General features: G+C 67.7%; 20 protein-coding genes and 1 pseudogene. 7 read left to right on the top strand and 14 right to left on the bottom strand.

The window, feature by feature from the left end; translation table 11 throughout:
• Positions 1-499: 499 nt before the first annotated feature.
• From ACFLIM_RS19805 to ACFLIM_RS19780, 6 genes are all read right to left on the bottom strand, one after another.
• A complete protein-coding gene (locus tag ACFLIM_RS19805; RefSeq protein ID WP_393167456.1) occupies positions 500-2,263 on the bottom strand; it encodes a UvrD-helicase domain-containing protein in 1,764 nt (587 codons plus the stop codon).
• Complete coding sequence (locus ACFLIM_RS19800) at positions 2,260-4,098, bottom strand: ATP-dependent nuclease (protein ID WP_393167454.1); 1,839 nt, start codon at positions 4,096-4,098, stop codon at positions 2,260-2,262. The genes ACFLIM_RS19805 and ACFLIM_RS19800 overlap by 4 nt, the downstream gene beginning before the upstream one ends.
• Before the next feature lie 218 nt (positions 4,099-4,316).
• A complete protein-coding gene (locus tag ACFLIM_RS19795; protein ID WP_393167452.1) occupies positions 4,317-4,466 on the bottom strand; it encodes a hypothetical protein in 150 nt (49 codons plus the stop codon).
• Between the two features lie 151 nt (positions 4,467-4,617).
• Positions 4,618-4,860: a helix-turn-helix domain-containing protein gene (locus tag ACFLIM_RS19790; protein ID WP_393167450.1), complete on the bottom strand. Its 243-nt coding sequence runs from the start codon at positions 4,858-4,860 to the stop codon at positions 4,618-4,620.
• Positions 4,857-6,023, bottom strand: coding sequence for a DNA cytosine methyltransferase (gene dcm / locus ACFLIM_RS19785; protein ID WP_393167448.1), 1,167 nt, complete (start codon positions 6,021-6,023; stop codon positions 4,857-4,859). The genes ACFLIM_RS19790 and dcm overlap by 4 nt, the downstream gene beginning before the upstream one ends.
• On the bottom strand, positions 6,020-6,481 hold the full coding sequence (locus ACFLIM_RS19780; RefSeq protein ID WP_393167825.1) for an XF1762 family protein: 462 nt from the start codon (positions 6,479-6,481) through the stop codon (positions 6,020-6,022). The genes dcm and ACFLIM_RS19780 overlap by 4 nt, the downstream gene beginning before the upstream one ends.
• A gap of 606 nt (positions 6,482-7,087) precedes the next feature.
• Here ACFLIM_RS19780 and ACFLIM_RS19775 point away from each other — a divergent pair.
• The 7 genes from ACFLIM_RS19775 to ACFLIM_RS19745 all read left to right on the top strand — a co-directional run bounded on the left by ACFLIM_RS19775 (position 7,088) and on the right by ACFLIM_RS19745 (position 17,203).
• A complete protein-coding gene (locus ACFLIM_RS19775) occupies positions 7,088-8,359 on the top strand; it encodes a hypothetical protein (protein WP_393167446.1) in 1,272 nt (423 codons plus the stop codon).
• Between the two features lie 5 nt (positions 8,360-8,364).
• The gene (locus tag ACFLIM_RS19770) at positions 8,365-9,960 is read left to right on the top strand and encodes a conjugal transfer protein TrbL family protein (RefSeq protein WP_393167444.1); all 1,596 of its coding nucleotides are present in this window, start codon (positions 8,365-8,367) and stop codon (positions 9,958-9,960) included.
• Complete coding sequence (locus tag ACFLIM_RS19765; RefSeq protein ID WP_393167442.1) at positions 9,957-10,895, top strand: PrgI family protein; 939 nt, start codon at positions 9,957-9,959, stop codon at positions 10,893-10,895. Before ACFLIM_RS19770 ends, ACFLIM_RS19765 begins: the two co-directional genes overlap by 4 nt.
• A gap of 68 nt (positions 10,896-10,963) precedes the next feature.
• Positions 10,964-12,643: a VirB4 family type IV secretion system protein gene (locus ACFLIM_RS19760; RefSeq protein ID WP_393167440.1), complete on the top strand. Its 1,680-nt coding sequence runs from the start codon at positions 10,964-10,966 to the stop codon at positions 12,641-12,643.
• Positions 12,640-15,009 carry a type IV secretory system conjugative DNA transfer family protein gene (locus ACFLIM_RS19755; RefSeq protein WP_393167438.1) on the top strand — a complete coding sequence of 790 codons (2,370 nt, stop codon included), beginning with the start codon at positions 12,640-12,642 and terminating at the stop codon, positions 15,007-15,009. Before ACFLIM_RS19760 ends, ACFLIM_RS19755 begins: the two co-directional genes overlap by 4 nt.
• Before the next feature lie 14 nt (positions 15,010-15,023).
• Positions 15,024-15,914 (top strand): replication-relaxation family protein, encoded by an 891-nt coding sequence (locus ACFLIM_RS19750; protein WP_393167436.1) that lies wholly within the window; start codon positions 15,024-15,026, stop codon positions 15,912-15,914.
• Complete coding sequence (locus ACFLIM_RS19745; protein ID WP_393167434.1) at positions 15,911-17,203, top strand: C40 family peptidase; 1,293 nt, start codon at positions 15,911-15,913, stop codon at positions 17,201-17,203. Before ACFLIM_RS19750 ends, ACFLIM_RS19745 begins: the two co-directional genes overlap by 4 nt.
• Positions 17,204-17,334: 131 nt before the next feature.
• Here the strand turns inward: ACFLIM_RS19745 and vph are convergent.
• From vph to ACFLIM_RS19705, 8 genes and pseudogenes are all read right to left on the bottom strand, one after another.
• Positions 17,335-18,179: pseudogene (gene vph / locus ACFLIM_RS19740) on the bottom strand (viomycin phosphotransferase).
• Positions 18,180-18,313: 134 nt separating this feature from the next.
• Positions 18,314-18,796 (bottom strand): hypothetical protein, encoded by a 483-nt coding sequence (locus ACFLIM_RS19735; RefSeq protein WP_393167432.1) that lies wholly within the window; start codon positions 18,794-18,796, stop codon positions 18,314-18,316.
• Positions 18,797-18,888: 92 nt separating this feature from the next.
• A complete protein-coding gene (locus ACFLIM_RS19730; protein ID WP_393167430.1) occupies positions 18,889-19,926 on the bottom strand; it encodes a DUF932 domain-containing protein in 1,038 nt (345 codons plus the stop codon).
• A gap of 83 nt (positions 19,927-20,009) precedes the next feature.
• Positions 20,010-21,488, bottom strand: a complete 1,479-nt coding sequence (locus ACFLIM_RS19725) for a YifB family Mg chelatase-like AAA ATPase (RefSeq protein ID WP_393167428.1) — start codon at positions 21,486-21,488, stop codon at positions 20,010-20,012.
• A 6-nt stretch (positions 21,489-21,494) separates the two neighbouring features.
• Positions 21,495-22,538, bottom strand: coding sequence for a DUF4192 domain-containing protein (locus ACFLIM_RS19720; RefSeq protein ID WP_393167426.1), 1,044 nt, complete (start codon positions 22,536-22,538; stop codon positions 21,495-21,497).
• 277 nt (positions 22,539-22,815) lie between these two features.
• Positions 22,816-23,109 carry a hypothetical protein gene (locus ACFLIM_RS19715; protein ID WP_393167424.1) on the bottom strand — a complete coding sequence of 98 codons (294 nt, stop codon included), beginning with the start codon at positions 23,107-23,109 and terminating at the stop codon, positions 22,816-22,818.
• A gap of 6 nt (positions 23,110-23,115) precedes the next feature.
• Positions 23,116-23,541, bottom strand: coding sequence for a hypothetical protein (locus ACFLIM_RS19710; protein ID WP_393167422.1), 426 nt, complete (start codon positions 23,539-23,541; stop codon positions 23,116-23,118).
• Positions 23,528-23,848 carry a hypothetical protein gene (locus tag ACFLIM_RS19705; protein ID WP_393167420.1) on the bottom strand — a complete coding sequence of 107 codons (321 nt, stop codon included), beginning with the start codon at positions 23,846-23,848 and terminating at the stop codon, positions 23,528-23,530. Before ACFLIM_RS19705 ends, ACFLIM_RS19710 begins: the two co-directional genes overlap by 14 nt.
• Positions 23,849-24,235 lie beyond the last annotated feature (387 nt).

Raw genomic sequence — 24,235 nt, 5'->3', positions numbered from 1 at the left:
CTCTGTAGAGTGAGCAGTTGGGGGACGTGTTCAGACGAAGCGCCTTACCACGAGACTTCTGGTTGCGAGCGAAATTTGCCTCTACAAGCAGTAGCTGGCCGCTAGCGCCTCGAAGCCGTGAGCGGGCTGTGAAGGCGATAACCGATGTGGAACAAGCTCCCGAAGCATGCGGGCAGCCGTTGCGCACCCGGCCGACCACTCAGCACGATGGTTCAGTGCAGTCGGCCGTGGACAACGACGCTCAGATCTATCTTGCCAACCATGACGGCATGTTGCGGGGCGCCGCAGCGCAGCGGATGAGACTTCAGGATGCAGCCGTCGCGGGATTGGATCGGTTTGTGTGGTTCGGTGGGTTGTGGTGGTGGTGACCCGTGACCGGGCCATTGGGCGCTGACGATCAAGATCGCGTCACCGAGGGCCATCGCCGCATCGCCCACCACGGGTGCTAATAACCGGGCAGCAGCATCGCCCCGGCCCGGTTCTCTCTACGGCCCGATCGCTATTCGTTTCTGCCGCTGCTCAACATGAGGGACTCTGCCGGACCGATCACATGATAAGGAACACGAGCGGCCGTCAGGAGGGTACGGATAACGTCCAACTCCTCCTCTGACACGGCCAGACCCAGAAGCCGGCGAGCACGGGTCACCGCCACATAGAGGATGCGCAGTTCCTCGTCATGGGCTGGGTCGCCGTCTCGCCATCGAGCTCCCACTCCGGCGTCGGGCAGCAAGAGCAGAACGGCATCTGCGGCGTCACCCTTGATCTGGTGGACGATGTCGATTCGCGGACGGGGATCGACCGCGGCCGTGCTCACCACACTCGTAGGGCCGCCTCTGAACAGCCCCTTGGTGGCCCTCGGCACAGCGCTCGCGGGCCGGGACCAGCTTTTGATCAGCGTGTTGACGTCGTTGTTCCAGTGCGCATGCGGTTGGGTGAGAGCTGCGAGGAAGGCATAGCCTTGCCTGAGCAGGTCTCGGACCTGGAGGTGCTGCTTTCTGCCGATGGCCTCCACACTGCCCGAGACGTCCGGATACCAGTACCCGAGGAGTGTCGAAGCAGCGGCGCGGCACGCCTGCTCAATGTCCGCCGCGCTACCTCTCCCAGAGTTCACCAGCTCCCAGGCCCTTGCAAGGCGTGTGATCCGGTTCGCGCCGCGCTGCGACGGCATGATCGGCAGCGTTTCCCTGTTCCGTGCCGTGATGAGGCAGTTTTCGGGGAGAATGTCAGCACGTGTCGTCGCCTGCTCGCAGAAAACCTCGAGCACGTCGCTTCCCGAACCGACACACTCGGCTACGGCCTTCTTCTTGAAGACGGCGGGAATGAGGAGAACGGGCAGATCATCATCATGCCCGGCGACCGAGATGTCAGGCGAACGGCTGCCCGAGCGCAAGGTCGCCGCCAGCGCACAGATGGTAGGAGTGCTACGCCTGTTGCCCGTAAGTTCGATCTTGTTGTCGAACTTCGCCGTGAACTCGTCCAGGCGCTGGCGGTCGGCATCACGCCATTCGTAGATCATCTGGTCGGGATCACCGACCAGAGTGAACTTCAGTCCCGCGTCGTGAAGAAGCCCAAGAATGGCGAGTTCGACGACGGAGCAGTCCTGGACCTCGTCCACCATGACCTCACTGAAGCGTGACCTCAGCGGCCCCAGAACCTCAGACGCGCGAGTGGTGAGATGCCTGAGCGCATAAAGCCGGCTCTCATGGCAGCTGAGATATCCCTGGTCAACGAGTCGGTCACGCTCTTTCCAGACAGCGCCCACCCACGTTTTCCACGGGTATTTGCTGCTGCTGATCAGACCACGGTTGTTCTCGCTGAGACGCTTCTGCGAGACGTGTTCCCGAACATCGTCAGGATCCACAACGAAAGGGAACTCGGCCAAAGCCACGGTTCGGTCGAGCTTGACCTCAACACCAATCGCCGTCCACGTGTCGACCAGCTGCCACTGACGATCGGCTGAAAGGTACGGGCGTACGAGGAACTCCCATAGGAAAGAGTCCATGGTCCCGATGAAATTCGGAAAGGCCGCCAGCTCGGCCCGACCTTCAGCTCGACACCGTTCTCCTATCTGGTTCCGGGCGGTCCGCGTGAACGAGATCAGGGCACGTGCCTGGCGGAAGTGGCCGGCAGGCTGCGCAAGGTGGCGAGCGACGATCACGTGCGTCTTGCCTGAGCCCGGGCATGCTGGGACGTACAGCGGCGCCAGAGCGGAGACGGCCGACCGCTGCTGAGCTTCCGCCCCCTCTTTGTCCTCTGGGCTCACTTGACGCCAGCCTCCATCGCGTCGGGCGCCGAAATGAACCTCACCGCATCAGCGAGGTATGGCGGGACGATGAACCCGCATCCGGGGACAAGGAGATTCGCGAGGGCATGCGCGAATTCGGGCTTGGAGATTTTCGTCCCCTCGGCGTCGCGCTCGAACAAGGCCGTGAAGGCCGCCGGTCGATCTTCGTCTCCCATCACCCGGTCCCAGCGGTGTTGAGATTTCGACGCACACTCGAGGAATGCCGTGCGAAGCAGTTCCTCGTTTCCCGTTCGCATCAGCTCCGGCTCCAGCGTCGGTGCGCCGGCGAAGACGGCGAACTCGGTCATGCCGTGCTTGGCTGCCAGATCCTTCGCGTCTTTTATCCGCTTCGGCTCGCCACCCCCCGGCGGTAGGTCCGTATCAGTGATGACGGCCACCCTGCGTGCCACACGAGCGCCGCTGACGGAGGTGATCAGTACCTGGAGGTAGGGGTCGAAGTTGACTCCGTCGACAAGCGCCAGCGTGGTGCCGTGAAAGCGCTCAATGGCCTCTTTGGCACGTTCCCTTTCCCCAGGCTCCTCGTGCTGCATGGGATCGAGCACCAGCTCGGCGATCGCTGGAAGCAGCAGCGCTTCGGACATCCCTTCGACCAGCAATGCCCGCGGTCCATAGAGCAGGGTGTTTTTCGTGATGTCGAGGTAGCGGTCCAGCTCACGGACCTGTTTGGCCTTCAGGCCGAGCCGGGCGATCGGCACCGCCCGGCTCTCCCACTCTTGGCCTCCCTGCCGCTTGTGCCGTGTCATGACCACGATGTCCTCGACGCTCACCGCTGCGGAGAGCACGGGCGAGTGGGTACTGATGATCACCTGGATATGGCCCGCCGGGGCTGTGGGATCGGGGGGTTCGTGCTTCCGCGATTCCTGGGCGCGGCGCTTCAAGTACCGCAGCAGCAGGGTCTGGAGTTGAGGGTGAAGATGCGCCTCGGGCTCCTCCACGAGCAGCACGGTGAGGTCGGACTCACGGGCCGTCTCCAACTCCGTCAGTACGGTCGCGATGTACAGGATGTTCGCGTACCCGAGCCCTGAGGAACGCACGGGATCGAGTTCGGTGGCCGCCGCGTCTCCGAGCATCATGCGAAGCGACCGGGTTATCGACGACAGGCTGGAGTCGCTCGGCAGAAGCTCCGTCCGTTGTCTGTGGGCGCCGGCAGTTATCTCGCCCAACGGCTTGACAACGTGATCACGCAGGCCGGTCAGGGCATCGTCTTCGGTGACCTGCGCCAACTGTCTATGGATCCGCTCCACGAACTCCGCCACGGCGTCTTTGCTTCCGAGCAGTGCCTCCAGAATGACGCGCAATCTTGTGCTGCCGCCTTCGCCGAGTTCCCGGACGGCATCACGAAGCGCGGGCATGTGGACATGCCGGACGGCATGGCGAAACTCCGGCTCACCGCCGATCTCCCTGTTCGCGCCCACGAACCAGAGCGTTCTGCCACGTCGTCGGGCAAGTGGCGCAGGAGTGTATTTCAGCGACCACGAAGCGGTTCGTGTACCACCTTCCGAAACACCCTCAAGGAGGCCTTGGATATAAGTTCCTGCCTGGCTGGTCGAGATGTCGCCCAAGCGCGCCTTCAGCCGAAGCCCGTCTTCGGCTGCGGTGCGAAACGTGTCGCGATTGTCCAGCCCAGTCGGCCGATGCCCGTCGAGGGGCTCAGTCAAGTACCGCAAGGCGTCCATGATCGCGGTCTTTCCAGCGTTGTTTTCGCCGCTCAGGACCGTGATGTCTCTTCTCAGAGGGACACGCACGGAAACACAGGAACGAAAGTTCTCGACTTCGATCTCGGAGATGTACACCGCTGGCTATCCACTTCCAAACTCAGACACATAGAGAAGCTTTGGTACTGGTGGTACGGAATAGCTTAAGGCATACGGCAGTGGCCTAAGCGCAAAGATGTTCGAGCCGTACATCCGCTAATCTGATGATCTGCACAATGACAACAAATGACCTTCGGACATCCGCTGGAGAAGCGCCGCCTACGAGCTGCAGGTAAACACGTCGTTGGGCCGAGAAGCTACAAGACCGGCTCGGCATCGCAAGCGGCGATCTCGGCGACGTCACGCAGGTCAACCACGACTTCGTCCAGGTTGGGAACGCCATTGGGATCAGCGATGAGGGTGATGGTGAGCGTGCCCTCGCCAAGCCTCGCGTGTAGCTCGCCCACGGCATCGATCTTGCACCGGCCCATCCGTAGGATGAGCGTCGAGACTTTCCTGCACAGGCGTCATCATCACGCCGGAGCCGAGTGCGGCGTCCACGCAGTACTGAAGGAGGACCCGGCTCCTGCACGGAGCTCGGGTCCTCCCGTCAAATGACTACTTGATTGCGTTGGTTCCCAGGACCGCATCGAGAGTGGCTCTGTCCGCGCCTATCAGCACGAGCAGCTCCAGGGTCGGCACGCGGTACGTGTCACCCGCTTTGATCACGCGACATGGGAAGTCGCCGCGGTTGACGAGACGGTAGGCAGTGTTGCGGCTTAGGCCCAAGGCCCTGGCCGCTGTGAGGAGAGGAACCACGGCAGGCAGAGCCGTCACCTCCGCGAGCGTGAGCGGACTCATTGTTCACCCTCCCCATGTTGTCCAGCGAGATCAATCAGCAGGCCAAGGGCACGCTTCGCCTGCTGGGGGATGACGCCATTTCCCAGGGCACGCATTTGGGCGGTGCGGGGGATGTCGATGTCGGTGACCCAGCCTGAGGGCAGGCCCATCATCCATTCGACGAACCGGGCGGACAGGCGGGGTTGCCCTCGGGTGCCGAGTTCGGTCGGATCCGGGGCGGGCCAGCCGAAGACGGCTTCCCATCGGCGGACGGCAGGCTCGTAGATGCCCCAATCCGGCCGGCGATTCCCGGCAGCGTCGGATGCCCCCGAGAGTCGGTCTGCCACTGGGAGCCCTTGGTCCCGTCTGAGGCCTTCGGGGTCGGTAGCAGGACCGCAGACAGCGGTGGTCGAAAGCCCGGGCTCGGCTGGCGGCCCGGAGTCCCGCTGTCGCTGGCCCGCGGCGTCGGCAGCAGTTTGATCGCGATGGCCAGTGGCATCGCCCGTCGTGGCTGCTGGCGGGCTCGTCGGTTGAGCCAGGTCTGAGGGTCCTCCCCGTCGTTGGGATTGCACGCTGCCGGGGTTGGAAGCAGGTAGCCGCAGGCCACATCCGGCAGGTTCAGCTGGTGGCCGCCGGCCTTCCTGCTCTGCGGGCTGGCCGCGCTGTGCGAGTCGCGTGCGTTCGGGGTGGGCAGCAAGAAGGAAGAGGCGTTCGCGGCGGTGCGGGGCACCGACGTCGCTGGCGCGTAGGCATGTCCATGCCGTGTGGTACCCGAGCAGGGCCAGGTTCCCGAGTACGCGGTCGAGTCCGCGGCTGCGCAGGGCGGCCACGTTTTCCACGATGACGAGGCCGGGCTGTAGTACGCGAAGGGCGTCGACGATGGTGAAGCACAGTCCACTGCGGGTGTCCTTTCTCATCCCGGCGTGGCGGCCGGCATAGCTGATGTCCTGGCAGGGGAAACCCGCGGTGACGATGTCCACGCGGGGTACACCCTTCCAGTCCACGGCGGTCAGGTCGCCGAGGTTGGGAACGGTCGGGTAGCGCTTGTCGAGGATCTTGCCTACGTGGGGGTCGTTGTCCGCACACCAGGCTGCCCTGGCGCCGTAGACGTCCATGACGGCCATGTCCAGACCGCCGTAGCCGGTGCAGAGGGAGCCGATCCACGGGCCGAGGAAGGGGCTCATTTGGCCCCGCCGCAGTGTCGGGGTGCGCCTGCGGTGATCTCCCACAGGACGCGGGCGACGCCGTCAGCACCGTGGGATGCGTGCGGTCGGCTGGGGGTGTCCCAGCCGTGGCGGGCGGCGTGGTCGGCGACGCGGTGAAGTCCGGCGGCGTGCAGGCTGGTGCCGGGTTCGTCGGCGCGGGTGTAGGTGATCAGGCGGCGGTAGCCCATGGCCTTGGCCGCGCGCCAGGCGGCGCCGAGCAGGGCTGAGCAGGCGTTGGGCGTGCTGTCGGTGGCCAGACGGGTGACTTCGATGGTGAGGCCGTCATCGAGGACGCGCGATACGGGGCGTCCCGCGGTGACGACGCCGACGAGGGTGCCGTCTTCGGTGGTGACCCCGATGGCGTACTTGGCTCCCTGCGGAGGCAACAGGTGGCGATGGGACCAGGCGATGAACGCCCGGGCGGTGCGCAGGGGGATCGGTACGATGATCAGCCGGCCTGGGGCGTCGGCTGCGCCGCTCTTGGCAGGGGGCGATTGGACGGGACCGTCATCGCCGGAATTCGGGGGGGCGGTAGGAGTGGGCTGGTCTGATCGTGTTCTTGAGATCTTGTGCGTGTTGTCGGGCACGTGCCTTGGTGGGCACGGACGTGCCGTCGCGCCGGTGGCGGGTGGGACGGTGATGAACGTGGTCATCGCCGGTTGGGGCGGGCCTCAGATCCGCAGCGCTCCCGGGAACGGGTAACGCGTTCCCCACTCCAGCAAGCACCCTTGGCGGAGAGCTGGCGGAGCTTCGGCGACCGTCTGTTCGGGCATGTTGACCTTGAGCGCCGCTCTACTCATGATGTAGGGCTCGATCTTGCGCCCATGAGATCCTTCAAGATCACGCGCTGGGGTTGTCGGCGTACGCTGTGCTGATCTCAGGCGCTCCTCTGGCGCATCTGGCCGGATGCCGAAGCTGATCTTTGGCCGCCCACGGGCGCGGCTGTGGCCTGAACCCGCCGACGATGGCCGCACGAGGCTCGCCAGAGGCGCCTCCTACACCGGGTTGCGAGACCGAAATTCCTCTCGCAGGGGAGCAACCCGATGAGTACCGACCTTCGCGAAACCGCCGTCACGGACCACTCGCCGCTCGACGTCGCCGAGCACGTCTTCCAACTCCTTGCGTACGCTCCCGGCGGCCTGGCTCTGGATGGCACGGCTCTCTCTCACGAGCTGCCTCGGCGCCAGGTTCCGCTGGCGGAGCTTCGCGAGCTGCTGACCTCGAACACGCTGCTCGGTGCCACCCGCGACATCGTCTGGCGCGAGCTCGTGATCCGGGCCCGGCGAGACGGCCCGCAGTGGCTGGCGGCAGCGGTCGGAACGGCTGTTCCGGCGTTGCGCCGCATCGGCGGCCGTCTGTGCCTCTACCACGCCGCTGAAGAGCGCGCGGACATCCATGCCGCGGTCCTGGCCGCCTTCATCGCGACGGTGAAGGACATCGACATCGACCGGCCCAACATCTTGCCCCGGATGTGCGCCGCCGCTGGGAGAGCCGGCGAGCGAGCCCGCCGGAACGCCGAGGCGGAAGCTGCCCGGCACATGCCGGAAAACGCCTCGAGGGAGGCTGCCGCGCCGTGGCAACACCCGGATCTCATCCTGGCCGACGCGGTCGGCAAGAACGTCGTCCCTGAGTCGAACGCCAAGCCGCTCGCGCTCACGCGGCTGGAAGGTCACACGTTGGCCGCTGCCGCTGCCGTGCCGGGGCTGCCCCCGGAAGCGGCAATGAAACGGTGCCGGTCGCTTTTGGCTGATGCCGTTCTGGCAGGAGAGGCCGAGCCGGCAATGTCCCTCGCGATCACCTCCCGCAATCCCGGACGGGTGGTGCACCGTCCCAAGATCTCCGCGTGGAGCCGGATCACCTCAGATCCGAAGCCCATCACCACCGACCAGAAGGGAGGCTGGGGCACCCTCACCGGCTCCGCGCGGAACCTTCGCTCACCACGGCGATGCCGCTGGCGCCCCCTACTTCGCGGGGCGCTCGTGGCGGCAACAGTTGCCATCGTCCTCGCCGCCACGGCTGCCGCCGTGCTGGCCGATTCCGGATCGTTCTCCTTCACGTCACTACGCGCTGCCGCGGTTCCGGGTGATCTCAACACGGTCTTCGACAATCTGCGGAACTGGCTCATCGGCCTGCTCGCCGCGCTGGCAACGCTCATGCTCACCATCGGCGGCCTGCGCTACCTGGTGGCGGGCGGCGATCCGGGCGAGGTCCAGAAAGCCAAGGCGGCACTCAAGGCGGCAGCGTTCGGCTACGGCCTCGCCGTGCTGGCGCCGCTGTTCGTCAGCGTGCTCAAGCGCATCGTCGGCGGCGGGTGACCACGATGACCTCCCCACCTGCCATGACGGCAACGGCGCGCGGCCTGGTCATTGCCGCTGTTGCCACGGCCGCACTCGGAGTCGCCGCCGGCACCGCGTGCGCGGACCCGGCCCCCTCTCCTCCCCCGGAACTGCCGTCCCTGCCCGGCATGAGCTTCGGCTTCGGGGACTGGATCACCAAGCAGATCAACTCCTGGTTCGCCACCCTGGCCGCCTCCGCCATCAAGCCGCTTCTCGACGTGCTCGCGGTGACGCTGCTGGCCACGCCGCACGTGACCGGCAGCGGCCGGGTCTTCGACCTGTGGAAGGCCACTGCCGCCATCGCCAACACCGCCTTCGTCCTGCTGGCCACGATCGGCGCCATCACCGCGATGGGGCACCAGACCGTGCAGACCCGGTACGCGGTCAAGGAGGTCCTGCCGCGCCTGGCGATGGCCATCCTGGCCACCAATACCAGCTTCCTGATCTGCGGAAAAGTCGTCGAGACCGCCAACGCCCTGTCCCAGGCGATCTTGGGGCAGGACTTCGATGCCGAGCGGGCGGCGGCACACCTGCGGATGCTCATCCTGCCGCCCAGCAACAGCCAGATCTTCTACATCCTGCTCGAACTCGTCGCAATCGTTTTGCTGATCATGCTGCTGATCAGCTTCGTGATGCGGTCGGCGCTGGTGCTGCTCCTGGTGGTCGCCGCGCCCATGGCGCTGGCCTGCCACGCGCTCCCCCAGACCGACGGGCTGGCCCGGTTCTGGTGGCGGGCCTTCAGCGGTCTCCTGGTCATCCAGATCGCCCAGTCGCTCACCCTTGTGATCGCCGTACGGGTCTTCTTCAACCAGGACGGCAGATTCCTTCTCGGCATCGCCCCCACCGGACAGCTGGTCAACCTCGTCCTGGCGCTCTGCCTGCTGATCATCCTGGTCCGCATCCCCGGCTGGATCTCCCGCCGTATCTTCGCTCAGGCCGGCGGCAGCAGGAGCACGATCGTCCGGATCTTCAAGTACGCCCTGGCGTACAAGCTCACCTCCCCCGTCCTGAACGCCCTGCACCTCGGCAGGGGCAGGCGTGGCGGCAAGCCTGCCGCTGCCGCCAAGGGCGCGGTTGCCTCCACGCTGGTCGGCAAAGTACTGCCTGCCGTTGCCGGAGGCCCTGCCGGTACGGCTGCCGCTACTGCGGTCACCGCTGCCACTGCGGCCGGGCGTGGCACCCGGGCTGTAGGTAGTTCAGGCGTCGTCGCGCAGGGGGGTGCCGCCAGAGCCACCGCGTCGGGGCCTCAGCCGCGCTGGCAGTCTGCCAAGCGTCGCTGGATGCCGCCCGATCCGCACGCCCCAATCGCGTGGGGCACCTCCGCCACTCCCCAGGCCTACCAGCGCTGGTCGAACCCAGCCCAGCGATGGACGCCACCGGGTCCGTCCGCTGCGCCCAAGGCGGGAATCCCCGCGCGTCCCGTCCCTTCCACCAGTCGGGCCATGGCGACCCCGTTGCCGCCTGCCGCTCCGACGGCATGGGTTCCGCCCGATACCAAGCCGGCGCCACCGGCACGTGGCGGCGGTTCGGCGAGCGGTCGAGGTCGCCGTCCGCGACGCCGTGGGGGTGAACAACGGTGACCTGGCAGCAACCAGTGCTGATTCCCGCCGACGTCGAAACCCCCGACAAGATCATCGGCTCGTTCACCGCCCGGCAGGTGCTCATCCTGGCCGGAACCGGGGCCATCCTCTACGCCGCCTACGCAGCCGTCGGTGATCACGTGCCGCTCCTGGTCTGTGCCGCGGTAGCGCTGCCCGTGACCGTCGGCGCGATCCTGCTGGCCATCGGCCGGCACGACGGCATCCCCCTCGACCGCTACGTGCTGGCGGCCCTTCGCCACCAGCGCTCCCCCAAGCACCTGGTCTCTTCCTTCGAGGACATCCCCATGCCACCTGCCTGGATGGCGGCCAACACCCAACGGCCGCCCGCTCCGCTCAAGCTGCCCGCCCGCGGCGTCGCCGGAGACGGCCTGGTCGACCTCGGACCGGACGGTGTCGCCGCCGTGGCCGAGGTCTCCACCGTCAGCTTCGCCCTGCGCACCCCGGACGAACAAGACGCGCTGGCCGCGGTCTTCGGCCGCTGGCTCAACTCGCTGTCCGGCCCCGCCCAGATCCTGGTCAGGGCCGAACGCGTCGACCTGTCCGAGACGATCGCCACCCTGCAGGACAACGCCCGGCAACTCCCGCATCCCGCGCTCGCCTCCGCCGCCCTGGAACACGCGGCCTTCCTCGGCGAACTGTCCGCCCGCCATGACCTGCTGCGCCGCCAGGTCCTGCTGATCATCCGCGAACCCTCCGTGGGCGCTCACGGCCGTGACGCGGCCGCCGCGCGAGCGCTGCGCCGCCTGGACGAGGCCTCCCGGGTGCTCGGCTCCTGCGGGCTCACCGCCCGGCTCCTGGACGCCCGCGCCGTCGCCGCGCTGCTGGCCTCCTGCTTCGACCCCTCAGCCCCACCTTTGCCCGACGACGACATCGCCCTGCCCGGCGAGGTCATCACGACAGGAGGCACCTGGTGAAGATCCGCCGCACCACTACGCCATCCAGCGGGTTCGGTCCACAGGCTGTGGACATCCAACCTCGGCACGTGCGGGTCGGGGAAAGCCTGTGCGCGACGCTGGCCATCACCGGATACCCGCGCGAGGTCGCTCCCGGCTGGCTGGAACCACTGCTCACCTACCCCGGCCGGCTCGACGTGTCGCTGCACATCGAGCCCGTCCCCTCGCTCGTGGCAACGGACCGGCTGCGCAAGCAGCTGGCCCGGCTGGAATCGGGCCTGCGCTCCGACCAAGACCATGGCCGGCTCCTGGACCCGGGCGCTGAAGCCGCCGCCGAGGACGCCCAAGATCTGGCCGCACGCATCGCCCGAGGCCAGGCCAAGCTCTTTCGCGCCTCGATCTACCTCACCGTCCACGCCAGATCCGCCACAGAGCTCGATGACGCCTGTGCCCAGGTTCGGGCGCTGGCCGCCTCCCTCCTGCTGGACGCCCGCCAGGTCACCTTCCGCCAGCTGCAGGGCTGGGTGTCCTCGCTGCCCTTCGCCTACGACAACCTCGCCATGCGGCGCACGTTCGACACCTCCGCCCTGGCCGCGGCGTTCCCCTTCACCAGCCCCGACCTGACCGCCGAACTCGGCCCCACCGCCGTGCTGTACGGCGCGAACATGGCCAGCGCCTCCCTGGTGGCGTGGGACCGGTTCGCCCAGGACAACCACAACTCCGTCATCCTGGCCCGCTCCGGCAGCGGCAAGAGCTACCTGACCAAGCTGGAGGCGCTGCGCTCGCTGTACGCGGGCATCGAAGTGGCCGTCATCGACCCCGAGGACGAGTACGCCCGCCTCGCGCACGCGGTGGGCGGTGCCTACGTCCACCTCGGCGCGCCCAAGGTCCGTCTCAACCCGCTCGACCTGCCGCCCAAGAACCAACGAGGCGAAGACCCGCTCACCCGCCGAGCGCTGTTCCTGCACACGCTGATCGCGGTCATGCTCGGCGAACCGCTCACCAACACCGGCAAGGCGGCCCTCGACCGCGCCATCCTCACCACCTACCGGCAGGCCGGGATCACCACCGCCGCCCACACCTGGAAGCGCCGCCCCCCGCTCCTGAGCGACCTGGCGGCGACTCTGGCCGAGGACACCGATCCTCAAGCAAAGGAGCTGGCCGCCGGGCTGGCACCGTACGTCTCCGGCAGCCACCGCCAGCTGTTCGACGGCCCCACCACCACCCGCCCCGACTCCCACCTGATCGTCTTCTCGCTGCGTGACCTGCCCGACGAACTCAAAGCCGTCGGCACCCTCCTGACCTTGGACGCGATCTGGCGGCGCGTCTCCGACCCCCACAACCGGCGCCCCCGCCTGGTCGTGGTCGACGAGGCCTGGCTGCTGATGAAAATCCCCGAAGGAGCCCGATTCCTGCTCCGCATGGCCAAATCCGCCCGCAAGTACTGGGCCGGCCTGTCCGTCGTGACCCAGGACGCCGCCGACCTGCTCGGCTCCGAACTCGGCCAGGCCATCGTCGCCAACTCCACCACCCAGATCCTGCTCCGCCAGGCCCCACAGGCGATCGACACGGTCACCGAGGCGTTCCGGCTCTCGGACGGCGAACGACAGCTGCTCCTGTCCGCGGAAAAGGGGACCGGCCTGCTCACTGCCGGAACGAGCGGGCAGCGCTGCCCGCTTCAGGTGATCTCCAGTGCTCGTGAGCACGCGCTGGTCACATCGTCGCCGCAGGAGCTGGCCGAGCTGGACTACGCGGAGGACGAGCTGTGATCTACGACCTCCTCCAGGACCCGGACGCGGTCCTGACCTGGGTGCTCGACTGGCTGGCCGCCCACGTCTGGCAACTGATCGCGGTGCTGTTCGGCGCCGAGGTGCTTGCAGTTCTGGTGCGCGCATGCGCGATACGGCTGCGGCACCGCAGCCTCGTACGAGGTGCGCGATGCGTGGAGATCCTCGCGCCGCCGGTGGCCAACATGCCGGGCGCCGAGGCCCTCTGGAACAACCTGATCGGCCTGCTCAGGCCGTCGTGGAAGCGGCTGGTGTTCGGGCAGCCGCACCTCGCCTTCGAGTACGTCTTCGGCGTCGGGGGCGTGCGGATCAGCCTGTGGGTGCCCGGCTCGATCCCGCAGTACCTCGTCGAGCACGCGATCGAAGCCGCCTGGCCCTCCTCCCGCACCACCATTCATCGGGCTGAACCGCCCGTGCCCCGAGACGGCTACACGAGCGGCGGGCAACTCGTCCTGGCCCGTGCCGAGCGGCTACCGACCCGGCACGATCACCGCACCGACCCGCTACGCGCCCTCATCGGCGCAGCCGTCGGCATGCCGGGCTGGCAGCACGCCTGCGTACAGATCCTCGCCCGCCCGGCCACCGGCAGCCGCCTCACCAACGCCTGCGGCGGTGCCGTGGCCCGGTTGATCAGAGCCCTTCTCGACCTCGCGGTCCCCGGACCACGCCACCTGCGCCAGCCCGCAGCCGATCGTGTCGACGGCTTGGAAGAGACAGCCGAGGCACGAGCCATCAGAGACAAGGCCCACCACTCCCGCTACGAAGTCGCGATCCGCTACGCCGTCCAGGCCGATGAGCCCACCACCGCTGACATGGCGAACGTGAAAGTCGCACGCCAGATCCGGCAGAACGCCATCCGCGGGCGCGCCCACGCACTCGCCTCGGCGTTCGCCCTCTTCAGCGGATACAACCGGCTGGAACGACGACGGCTGTTCCGGCCCGCCGGCCGCCTGGCGTCACGGCGGATGAGCCGCGGCTACCTGCTGTCGGTCCCTGAACTGTCGGCGATCGCCCACCTCCCCCTGGACGCCGCGGTGCCCGGGCTCCAGCGCGCGGGAGCCAACACCGTAGCGCCGTCCCCGAAGGTCTCGCACGGCGGAGCTCACGCCAAGGTGCTCGGATTCTCCGACGCCGGCCACGACCGTCCGGTCGCCCTGCGGGTCGGCGACTCCTTCCACCACGTCCATGTGATGGGGCCGAACGGCACCGGCAAGTCCACCCTGCTGGCCCAGATGATCCTCTCCGACGTCGAGGCCGGTCGCGGCGTGGTGGTCATCGAGGCCAAAGGCGACCTCGTCCGCGACCTCCTCGGCCTCATGCCGGAGGAGGCGGCCGACAAGGTCGTGCTGATCGATCCCGACGACCGGCACGCCCGGCCCTCCCTCAACGTCCTGGGCGGCCCCGACCTGGCCATGGGCGTGGACAACCTGGTCGGCATCTTCCACCAGATCTACGCCGACTACTGGGGCCCGCGCACCGACGACATCCTGCGCGGCTGTGCCCTCACCCTGGCCCGCAACAACGGCACCCTCGCCGACATCCCGACCCTGCTGTCCGACAAGACCTTCCGCCAGCGGCACATCGCCACCCTCGACGACCCGCTGCTGCGCGGGTTCTGGGCCTGGTACGGCGCCCTGTCGGAATCAGCCCAGGCCCATGTCACCGCCCCCATCATGAACAAGCTCCGGGCCTTCCTGCTGCGCCCCTTCGTCCGCGACGTGATCGGATCCACCAGCTCGACGTTCGACCTCGGCGAGGTCCTCGACGGGGGGGTCCTTCTCGTCCGACTGCCCAAAGGCGTCCTCGGGGACGACTCCGCCCGCCTGCTCGGCTCGATGATCCTCGCCCAGATGTGGCAGGCCGCCTCCCGCCGCGCCAAGTCCGGCCACACGCGCAGCCCCGCCGCGCTCTTCGTGGACGAGTGCCACAACTTCCTCACGCTGCCGCACGCGCTGTCCGACATGCTCGCCGAGGCCCGCGCCTACCGCGTCTCCCTCACCCTGGCCCACCAGCACCTGGCCCAACTCCCCCGGCAACTGCGCCAGGCCATCTCCTCCGATGCCCGCAACAAGATCTACTTCTCGCTGTCCCCCGAGGACGCCCGCGAGGTAGAGCACCACTTCACGCCCTTCCTGACCGCGCACGACCTGGCCAACCTCGACGCCTACCAGGCCGCGGCCCGCCTGGTCGTCCGCTCGGCAGAAGCCCCGCCCTTCACGCTGCGCACCAGGCCACTGCCCGAGCCCGCCGCGGACGTCGCCCGGCGCATCCGAGCGGCCGCCGCACGCGCCCACGGCCGCACCTCGACCACAACCACCCCGAAGCCGGACGCCCGGCGCACCTTCTGAAAGGGAAACCCATCATGTCCATCCGCTACACCCCCAGAATGCTGGCCGAACTCGCGGCCCGCCTCACCGACCGCGACCGCAAGTTGATCCGCCTGACGCGCGACTTCCGCGTCCTGACCTCGCCGCAGGTCAGCGACATGTTCTTCGACACCGACGACGCCGCGCGCCGACGACTGCTGGCGCTCACCCGCATGGGCATCCTGGAACGATTCCGCCCCAACCTCCCACCGGCCATGGGCACAGCCCCCTACCACTACGTCATCGGCGAGACCGCCGCCGCCGTACTCGCCTCCGAAGACGGCGTCGACCTGAGCGACTTCGGCTACCGCCGCGACCGGGTCCTCAGCATCGTCTACAGCCAACGCCTCGCCCACACCGTCGGCACCAACGGAATCGCCACCAGCCTGTACGCCTTCGCCCGCCGCCACCCGCTAACCGAACTCGCCACCTGGTGGCCCGAACACCGCTGCGCCACCGAATGGGCGCCGATGGCCCGGCCCGACGCCTACGCCCGCTGGAGCGAAGGACACCACACCATCGAGTTCTTCCTCGAATACGACACTGGCACCGAACCCCTCGACCGAGTCGCCCACAAGCTCGACGGCTACGCCCAGCTGGCCGAGTCCAGCAGGATCGTTACGCCGGTCCTGTTCTGGGTCCAGGGCGAGCGCCGCGAGGCCAACCTCCGCAACAAGCTCAAGCACCACCCCGGGAACATGTTCGTCCCGATCGCCACCGGCCACGCCGCCACGGTCAACGGCACCGTGGACGACGGCCCGGCGGGAGCCCGCTGGCTGCCCACAGACCTCGATCGTCCACGGTTCAGGCTGGCAGAGCTGGCCAAGCACTGGCCCGGACTCGGACCTCAGGTGGCTCCCGAGCCGGCCGAGGAGGAGGCCGAATGATCCTCGAAGCCGGGCTCGTCAAAGCCATCGCCGCGGGAGGCGGGTTGGTCTCCAGCGTCGCGGTTATCGCCGGGGTGGCCGGCGGAGGCCAGTACGCCGCCACCCAAGCCGACCCCACGAAGCTCTCCTCGGCTGTCTGCACCTACACAGGCAAGCCCTCCACCCCCGAGAAGACCCGCACGGCCTCCACTGGGCTTCGCCTGACATCAGAACAGGCGGCCAATGCCCGCATCATCATCAGCACGGCCGATGAACTGGGGCTCCCGCGCCGCGCCGCCATCATCGGCATCGCCGCCGCCCTCCAGGAATCCTCGCTCCATAACGACACTGTGGGCGACCACGGCCGTGCCTTCGGAATCTTCCAGCAGCATCCACAGCACGGTTGGGGTACACGAGCCCAGGTCTCCGACCCCCGCCACGCCACACGGACGTTCTTCTCCAGGCTGATCAAAATCGACAACTGGACCGCCAAAACGCTCGCCACCGTGGCCCAAGCCATCCAACGATCAGCCTTCCCGGACGCCTACGCCAAACACGAGGCCCGCGCGAAACGCCTCGTCACCGCCTTGGGCAGCCCTCCCACCGGGCGAACGTCTGGCGTGAAGTTGTCCTCGGCGGACACCAAGGCGGTGCGCGCCAGCCTGGAACTGGCGACCGCACTCGGCGTTACCCGCGCCGCTTTCGTCGCAGATGTCCAGATGGGCATCGAGGCCGGCGCACTCCCCAGCGCACGCAAGAACACCAGCCTGGGCAGCGACACCGCCCACCTAGCTGAGCAGATCGTCACAACCGTCGCCGGCCAGCTCTGCAAGGAACTGTCCCAGAAGATCGGCCAAGTTCTCGACCCGGACACCCTGGCGGCGATCCGGACGTCCGGGCGCGGCGCGGTCGCCCTCGTCGCCGCCCTCAAGATGATCGGAGTGCCGTACGCCTGGGGCGGTGGCGGCGCGATGGGACCGAGCTACGGCATCGGCCACGGCGCTGGCACCAAAGGCTTCGACTGCTCAGGCCTGACCGAATACGCCTGGGCCAAAGCCGGCGTGAAAATCGGCGGACACACCTCAACGCAATGGCGCGCGGGCGTCCGCGTACCGCGCTCCCAACTCAAGCCCGGAGACCTGGTGTTCTTCGCCACCAACCCGAACAACCCCGCCACCATCCATCACGTGGTCCTGAACATCGACGGCAAGCGCTACGTACATGCCCCGACCACCGGCAGCAGGGTGCAAGTGGGCCAATGGACCGCGAGGCAAGAAGCACAATTCGCCGGGGCGGTACGCCCAGGATGACCTCGGCGTACGCTAAACACGACCGCTCTCACCTTTTGGCCAATCGGTATGAGTAGGTCGGCGGAAGGGCCCGCGCCAACTGCGTTGGCCCTTCCGCTTGTGCGCCGTGGTGCATGGGATCGGGTGTGGATTCAGCGGTAGCGGGACAGGCCATCGGCCAGTTCTTCCTCATCGCCATCCTGGTAAGCGGACAGGGACTGCTGCAGGGCAAAGGTCCTGCGGATCGTGGCGATGCGGGTGACCATCTCGCTGTGCGACCAGCCGCCCAGCTCCAGGACCGGTCCAAGAAGTCCTGGCCGTAGCTGGCGCCAACGGCCGCGAGATCCTCGGCAGGGTCACCAATCGCGACCTCGTCCCAATCGACCACCCCGCTGAGCTGCGGCAACCCGTCGTTGCTTACCCATAGGACGTTCTCGGCACCGAGGTCACCATGCACCAACGCCTCGGTGATGTCGGGAAGACCGTCTAGCGCCTCGAGCTCCCGCTCGGCCCGTTGACGCCCGCCATCGGACATGAACCGAAACAACTCGGCACGGACGTCATCTGTGAACTGCCGCCACCGGTCTTCTGATGTTGGCAGCGCCGCTCGTACCTTCTCATCAGCGCCAGCCTTGATCAGCCCGGTCAGCAGTGTGACGTATTGCGCTGCCACGACCTCGGCCACCCTGAGGTCTTCGAGAGCGCCGGCCTCCAGCGGTGCTCCGGGAATGCGGCTGAGGACCAGGAACGACGGTTCCTCTGTGTCTTGAGCACCGGCCTCGAACAGCGGCTGAGGCGTACGGAACCCGAGATCGAGCTCGGCAAGAGTGCGCAGTACGGCCGCCCGTTGCGGCAGCCGCCCAGCGGCCGCCTTTGTCCGGGGCAGGCACACCACGCGGTCCGAGCCCATCACGACCCGATAGAACTGTCCTTCACGGATGGCGAGGTCTTCGGGTTTGCTGCCCGGCAGCAGCCGACTAAACAGAGCGCGATGCATCTGCAGCGGCTGCCCTTGCTGAGTAATCTGCGTACCTGTTGTGGCACCACGCTCCACGCGCTGACCGAGACACGTTCATATTGAACCGGCGCTGATCGTCTACCGCAGAACTGGTGACGGCGTTAACCACAGCGTTAGCTGTCTGGGAAGAATGCCTGGAGGAGCGTGTATCCCGGCATGTGCTCGGCGGGACGCACGCCCACCGTGAACATCTCCGGCTCGTCGAACACCGGCTCTCCGCTCGGGCGGCGCGTGTACGGCACGCGCCCGTAGTCCACACCGTCGCTCTGATCGAAGCTCATCCAGGTGATCGCCTCGTGCTCCCCCTCGCGCAGCGGATGGTTCGATACCGCACGGCTGAAGACTTTGTCCGGCATGATCATCCACACCTGCGGGACCGCGAAAACCCAGCGCGTCGCCGCGACCTCCTGAGCCTTGACGGCGGCTCGCGTCTCGAATGCGATAGCTGACTGCTGATCGCGAAGGTAGTCGAAGTCGCTGAGCACCAGCAGGCGCTCCCCCCGGAGAGCAACGATCGCGGGGGAGTCGCGGGCGATGATGCTCTTTTCGAGGCGTTCGACCACGTCGAAGAGCAGCGCAGCCGTCTCGTCGTTCATCGCGTCCTCCGAACCTGCAGTCCCCCAGAGATCCTGCCACGGCGCGGCCGGGGCTCGTGGCACCGATGACAGCGCCACGAGCCCCGCAACACTCAAGCGGCCTTGGTCAGGATGGAACGGTCGAGGACCTTCTCCAGCGTCTGCACGGTGGCCAGGTCGAGATCGTCGATGTCGCCGGTGATCATGCGGTGCATGTTGCGCTCGGCTCGTACCGCTCCTCGGACGATCTGGCCGTGGTGAGTGAAGGTGTTCACCGCCTGCAAGACCCCGAAGGCGGTGCCGCGCCAGGGGCTGACGCGCTTGTCGCGGTCCCAGAGGTGCATCAGGGCGTGGCGTTTGGTCTGGGCCATGGTGCGGCTGCGCCCGTGCTCTGCGGGAAGGGGGACGTGCTGGTCCAGGAAAGAGCGCCAGTGCGCGTCCGAGATCTCCACCTGGCACAGCTGGCGGACTTCGGCGGCGAAGGCGTCGGCGGCCTGGTGGATGATGCCCAGGGCGTCGCGGACGTCCACGACGCGGCCGAGGCTGTTGCGGGAGTGCTTGATCTTGACCCGTTTGGCGTTGTTAGAGGCCAGGGCCGCGGAAAGGGTGTTGTCGCAGACGATCAGTTGGGCGCCGGTCTGGTAGGTCGAGGACAGGGAGCCGTCCAGTGAGGTGGCGGCGGACAGGAACGGTCGGAAGGCGACGCCTTCCGGGGTGGTGCAGGTGTCGGGCAGCTCGACCTGGACCCAGGCCACCGCGCCGCCTTTGAGGAGGCCGGCCGAGCCGATGGCCAATTCGTCGTCCAGGATCGTTTCGATGTGTTGGACGAGCCACCGCTTGTATTCGTGGATTTGGAAGCCCTGTTTGAAGACGCCGAGGATGTGGCCGGTATCGGGCCGGATGATCGTCTTGCGGGTGGGGTCAGTCAGCCGGGTGACGCCGTCACCGGTCAGATAGCTGGTCTCGAGGGTGCCCTCGATGGGCTCCCAGCCGAACAGGCGGCGCTTGACGTCCGCGACGGGGATCGGGCCGGGGTAGTGGTTGGGCTCGTCGCCTTGGTGGCTGGCACGGTAGTGCCACGCAGTACCGCGTTTGGCGCTGAAGCCGATCAGCGTGTTCTGGTTCAGCCAGGTCAGGCTCTCGCGGGACATGAAGACCTCCATGATCGGGCTAGGCATGCGAAGGAGCCCCGAGCGGCCGAGGGCGGGCCGGCCCGGGGCGCAGCTTGAGCGGGTTATGTGGGCTCGCCCTGCCACAGGCGCAGGGCCTCGCGGGTGTCGTCCCTGGTGGGACGGGCGGCGGCGCGCAGGTCGGCCAGGGTCCAGGCGAGACGCAGGATCCTGGTCACCGCTCTCGGGGAGATCGCGCCGCTGTGGAGTGGGGTGTCCAGCGGGTCGAAAGCCTCGGGAGCCAGGCGGTGGCTGGTCCGCAGCTCCAGCGCGGGAATGTCCGCGTTGGTCTGCCAGGGGGTGCCGGTCAGGCGGTGGGCGGCGCGGGCGCGTGCCTCGGCCACGCGGACGGCCACGGTGGCGGTAGGCTCTCCCGGTTCGGCGGTCAGCCGGTCGAGCGGGGTGATGGGAGCGGTGATCTCGATGCGTTCCCGCAGGGGGGCGAGCCGGTTCAGGTAGCGGCGGCGCTCGATGGGGCCGCAGTGGCACAGCGTGGGGGTGGTGCAGGGGCAGGGGTGGGTGGCCAGCAGCAGCTGGAAACGGGCGGGCAGGCCGAGGATGCCGCCCGCGTCGGCGAGCATGATCTCGCCGGTGTCCAGGGGGTAGCGCAGCCCATCCAGGATGCTGCGGGCGTATTCGGGAGCTTCGGCGAGGAACAGCACGCCCGCGTGTGCCAGCGATACCGCTCCGGGCCGGAGCCCACCAGTGGTGTGGCGGCCGAAGATCGCGGCGGCGGTGTTGGTGTAGTGCGGCGCGCACAGCGGTCGACGTCGGCCCTGCCAAGGGGTCTCGGTCAGCGAGTAGATCTCGCTGACCTGAGCGAGGCCGGCGTCGTCGAGGTCGGGCAGGATGCCGGGCAGGCGTTCAGCCAGCATCGTGGCGGGACCGTCACCGTGCAGCAGTAGGTGATGTCCGCCGGCCGCGCAGACTTCCAAAGCGCGTCGGGCGGCCTGGTTACCTGGCACATCGGCCAGATCCAGCACCGGTGCATCCGGTGCATCCTGGGTCGGGACACGTGGCGTCGGCACGGTGGCGGGTGCGCCGCTGGTCAGCCGCTCGATGAGATCGGTCAGCGACACGGCGGGCAAGATCGCGCACGGGCCGCCCTCCTCGATGCTTGCGGCGGGGAGGGCTACGGCCCAGATGCCGGAGGTGACCAGTGCCCGAAGGGCGCAGGGCAGCCCACGGATGGGCCGCAGGGCACCGTCCAGCCCAAGCTCCCCCAGGAAGGCCGTATCGGCCAGCCGGTCGACGGGGACGGTGCCAGCTGCGGCCAGGATGGCCACCGCGATCGCTACATCCAGCGACGAGCCGTACTTGGGCATGCCCATCGGGAGCACGTTGACCGTGATCTGCCCATCCGGCCAGGGGTAGCCGCTGTTGAGGATCGCGGCGCGCACCCGATCCCGCGTCTGGGGCACCGTGGCCTCGGGCAGGCCGATCAGGTGCACACCGGACAGGCCCGGACAGACGCGGGCCTCAATCCGAACGACGTGCCCGGACAGGCCGATCACGACAGCGGAGGTGACGGCGGCGAACGTCATCGGTCCTCACCACCCCTCAACCGGGACGGGCAGCACCGGCAGGACGGCGCGCGGGCAGTTGTCCACCTGCGCCTCGATCAGCTCGGCCGCCTCGGGGGTGTACATCTTCTGGATCGAGGTGGGCGGCACACCGTTGCTGACGGCGTAGTCCACCAGCTGGGCCATGGTGTAGCGCGGGTTGGCGGCCAGGGCGCGCTCCACGGCGATGGCGGCGAGCGTCCCCGCGCCCGCGCTGTAGGCGGCCACGGCCAGCAGCGTGGCGGGAGCGGCGATGTAGCCGGGCTCGACCCGGCGAACTATTTCGCTCCACAGCGTGATGTGTGTCGGCGTGGAGTAGTCGCGGGTCAGCGTGATCGCGGCATCGCGTATCACGACGGAGGTGAGCAGCACACCCAGCCAGGCCACCTGCTCCGGGGTGAGCGGCTGGCTGGCCCGGCTGCTGGCGAAGGCGTCGTGCACCCGCGCCAGTCCCTCGTCATACCAGTACCGCGGTGTGGCGGTGGGTAGCAGGCGCGCGGCCCGCTCGCGTGCCGTACCGGTGGCCTTCCGGATGGCGTCGCGGTCGGGACCGGCCACCGGGGTCAGGCAGTCGGCGAACGCCTCTCGATCCGGGAATGCGCACAGGCCTGCGACCACGGCCTGCGCGGCGATCTGACTGGTGGTGAGGTCGTACGGGATACCGGTGCCGGAACCGGCATCGGGGTGGGCCCAATAGTGGTTGTCCTGGCAGCGCAGTAGCTGCGCGATCAGGATGCCGGTGGGCACGATCGCCTCCCGCAAGCCCTCCAGCACCGGGTCGGCCAGGTCGGACGAGCCGTAGCCGATGACCGCGACCTCGCTGGTCTGGTTGCGGGTCAGGATGTTCAGGCAGTGGGCGATGGTGTTGGCGCTCTCCCGCAGGGTGCCGGGCAGGTCGTAGCGGACGCCGATGGCGAGAGCCTGGTCCCGGAAGGCGAGCACGACCACGCTCAGCGTGGGATGGAAGCCCAGCAGGTAAGGCACGATGGCCAGGTAGTCGATGGGATGCGACAGGCGCGCGGTTTCGGTCACGGTAAGACACCTCCAAGGAAGGTGGGCATATAACGAAGCGCGCCGCGCGGTCCCAGGCGAAGGATCATGCGGCGCGCATGACGCGGCGGATGATTGGGGGGGCAGGGTCGGACTCGTTCGGTAGGGATGCCGCCGCGTGACCTCAGCCAGAGCCGCCAGGTGCGGTGTGGGCCTCGCCTAAGGCGGCGGCAGCATGGAGCAATCCGCAATGACGCACGGCGGAAGACATCGACGCGCCAGACATGGACGCTGTACCGGTAGCGGGTCGTTCTACCGCTCAGAGCCAGATACGACACAGCCGCTGGTGGCGGCTGGTAGTCAGCGAATAGCAGCAGTCAGGGATGATCACCTCGCCGTCGTCACGGACCCAGGCGATCGGGGTGGCGAAAGACAGCACCACGTACACGATCCGCGGCACGTCAGCCCGATACCGCTGCACCCACTCGACGGGCAGCCGGCCAGTCTCGGCAGGCGGCGAGCAGACGGCCGACAGCCCGCCACTGGTAGTGAACCCGGCGCGCTGGGCCATGTGGAGGCCGGGGAAGCGGGAGCAGCTGGAGTTGCGCGGCATGAGCGTTCACCACATCCCGCATCCGGGCGAAGCATGGTCCCCACCGCAGTAGGCGCACACGTCCTCCATCGCGTACAGCGACAGCTCTTCAGCGAAGCGGTCACGCCAGTTGATCTGCGTACGGGTGGAGGAGTCGAAGTATTCGGCGTCGGTGTCTCCCGGGCACAGCGTCAGGAACCTGAGCACCGTCGTGGCGGAGGTGATCAGCGTGCAGGTGGACAGGACTGTGCCGGCCGGGGAGCTGATGTCCGTGGCGGAGAAGATCGTCCGATTGCGGTACGAGAGCCGATACAGCCAGCGGATCCGCCCCTCTGGCGTACGACCGTGCGGCCACAGTTCGAGAAGGTGTCCCTCATCGATGGGCCAGCCAGCCAGCAGCCGGGAGGTGATCCGCCACCTCGGGGGCAGGGCGATGCCGTCAAGAACGGCCATAGGGATGTCCTCCTCGCGGTCGGCGTTCGCCGTCGGCCGGTGGCGGAGGTTCCAGGCTGAGGGCGATCGCATTAGCCCGGCGAATGCCGTACTGCAGCGCGTCACGCAGGCATTTGTGAAGCAGTACTCCGGGGAAGCGTTCGCGAACCTGATCGAGATGGGAGACCGTGCCGCTCCAATCACCCTCCCGACCGGGTGCGGGCGGCAGGAACAGATGCCGGAAGGAACAGCTCGGCCCGTGCGCCTCCGGAGCAAGCCCCGGACACAACACCACAACGAGCAACTCCTCGGCAGGGGTGTTCTCCATAGAACGAACCTCCTTATAGGCAGGAGCACCGTCCGGGCGGGCCTGCCGTACCGCCCGGACGGAGATCAACAGAAGGGAAAGAAGCCGCGAGACAAGCGCCGTCCCGGGCCTTGCATGCGACTCAGGACAGAGAGACCGTCTGCACATCGGCCTAAAAGCTGGCCGCGGGCCCCTAAAAACGCATGAACGCGCTCAATTAAACGAACCTGGAAGCGTCGCGCTCGGGCCTCACTTAAATACGGTGACAAGGCCACTTCAACCGTCCGGTCGGCTCGTAATTATTGAAGTCGAGAACCGGCCTGGACCGTGGGCTTCCTTCCGTATTCAGGATGTCTATGCTCTCACTTAAATACGCCCTTCGGATGGCCTCAACCGTCCGGCCTCACG

Origin of the sequence: Nonomuraea marmarensis (genome assembly GCF_043197025.1) — a bacterium.
GTDB lineage: Bacteria > Actinomycetota > Actinomycetes > Streptosporangiales > Streptosporangiaceae > Nonomuraea > Nonomuraea marmarensis.
This window is presented reverse-complemented; position numbering and strand designations above follow the sequence as displayed.